The sequence below is a fragment of the Oscillochloris sp. ZM17-4 genome (assembly GCF_019599295.1).
In the GTDB taxonomy this organism is placed as follows: domain Bacteria; phylum Chloroflexota; class Chloroflexia; order Chloroflexales; family Chloroflexaceae; genus Oscillochloris.
The window spans coordinates 1-1,945 of sequence record NZ_JAIEWN010000146.1; the positions used below are offsets into that span (position 1 = coordinate 1).

The following is a 1,945-nucleotide window of genomic DNA, read 5'->3' on the forward strand; positions in this document are numbered from 1 at the left end:
ATGCAGTTCACCAGCAGCCGGCTGCACTCGCTCCAGAGCTGCTGCTCCTCCTCCGTCCGGTAGCGCAGCTTCCCGAAGTTCGCGTAGGCGATCGCCTTCCGCAGCTGATGGTAGTTCTCGCCCCGGTTCAGCGCCCGCTGCACGTTCTGCCGCAGCGGCGGCGAGTCCACAAACTCCAGGAGATGAAGGCTGCGGAAGATGCTGTCAAACTCCAACAGGGCCCGCTTGGTGCGATTCTGGGGCCCGTAGGAGCTCAGCTTCCGCACGATGATGCTCTGCGGCGTCGTCTTGAGCGCCAGCGAGGCGAAAATCCGCTGCAAGTTGTCCCACTCGCTGATGATCAGCTCGATGTTCAGCTTGCGCGTTGGTCGGAGCAGCAGCCCGGCGTACTGCTTGGGGTGCTGGAAGCCGCACAGGCTGGTGCGGATCTTCTTCTGGATTTACCGGTAGCGCGGGGCGAACTGGTAGCCGAAGACGTGGAGCAGGGCGAAGTTCAGCTCGTTGGTGCCGTGGGTGTCGGTCGAGTGGATCGCCGGCTGCACCGTGGTCGTGTTATTGAGTAGCAGGTCGAGGACGTAGTGGCTCTCGTGGTCGTGGGCGCCGATCACCTGCGCGTTCACCGGGATGTTGCCGGCGACCAGGGTGTTGGCGACGATGCCTTTGCGGAGCCCGAAATACTTGCGCGCGTGGCGGGCGTTGAAGGTCGGGATGGCCGTCTCGAACTTCTGCCCGTCGCTGCTGGAGTGGATGAGCCCATTCAGGTCGTAGTGACGGGCGATCGGCAGCGCCGCGATGGCGTTGCAGACCAGGTCATTGGCCGCCCGCAACGTCTCCGGGCGCAGGTAGTTCTCCGAGGCTCGCATCAGCACGTGGGTGGGCAAGTCGGAGATCTCGCCCATCCTCCCAAGGCCCATGTTGGTGCCCCAGGCCATCAGGCAGGCGTACAACACGGCCGGCTCGGGGCGCTGCTTCTGGTAGCGGCTGACGACATGGGTGAGCGCACTGAGCATACCGCAGCCGGCCTCGGCAAAGGCGAGCACCTGACGCAGATCGACCTGCGGCACGGTGTCGAAGAGCGGGTCGTTGACCGGCTCGCTGCCCTCGGGGTAGGTAAGCGTCCAACGCTGATGCTCGCCGCGCCGGGTCACGCGCACGTCAGCATTCTCGCCGTTGGCGATCCGCCCGTTCACCTCCTGGATGCGCCGCTCCAGCTGCTCGACCAGCGCGGCAAGCTGCTCACGGATCGGCTGGCGCAGGCCAGGTAGGGTGAGCTCGGCCAGGATACGCTCCTTCTCGCACCACTGCTCGTCGCTGAGCAGGTCGTCGGCGAGGCTACGGAATTGCACACTGGAGCGACACACGATGTTGCCGGCCTTCAGTCCGTTGCAGACCTGCTGGTAGACCAGGAACTCATAGCGGTCGGCGTTCAGTCGTTTCGTGCCATCAGCCTCCTCGTGGTAGAGGTAGCGCTTGAGGCGGACGGGGATCCAGCGCGCCGGGAAGCTTTCCTGGTCGAGGTCTTTGAGCGGCCGTCCAGTGGCGAAGGCACCCAGGAGAAACTGCACCGCCTCCAGGAGCGGTGAATCACGGCGGGTGGCGCTCAGGTCGACGGCCTCCAGGAGGTGACGGAGGTGCCGCTTCCAACGCTGATGCGCCTCGTCGAGCTCGGCCCACTGGAGTGCGAGCTCGTCGATGGGGGCGTTCGTGCTGAGGTAGGCGGCAACGCGGGCCAGCCGCTCGCGGTCGAGCAGCTTGAACGCCTGGGCCTGCATCTGCGTGAAGGTGGTGGCGGGGCTGGGGGCGCCGTCGACGACCAGCTGCAAGACTTCACCAGCTTTGGCCAGGTCGGCGCTGCGCTCCAGGTGTTGGTCGCTCGCCTTTTTCTTGGCCTTCTCAGTCGCCTCGGTGACAAACGAGGTGACGTTGTGCATCAGGGCGGTGAGGG

At 65.3% G+C, this 1,945-nt stretch carries 1 pseudogene; it reads right to left on the reverse strand.

From position 1 onward, the window contains the following. Window positions 1–1,931: pseudogene (locus K2Z83_RS30310) on the reverse strand (Tn3 family transposase); the annotation flags it as partial. Window positions 1,932–1,945: the final 14 nt, after the last annotated feature.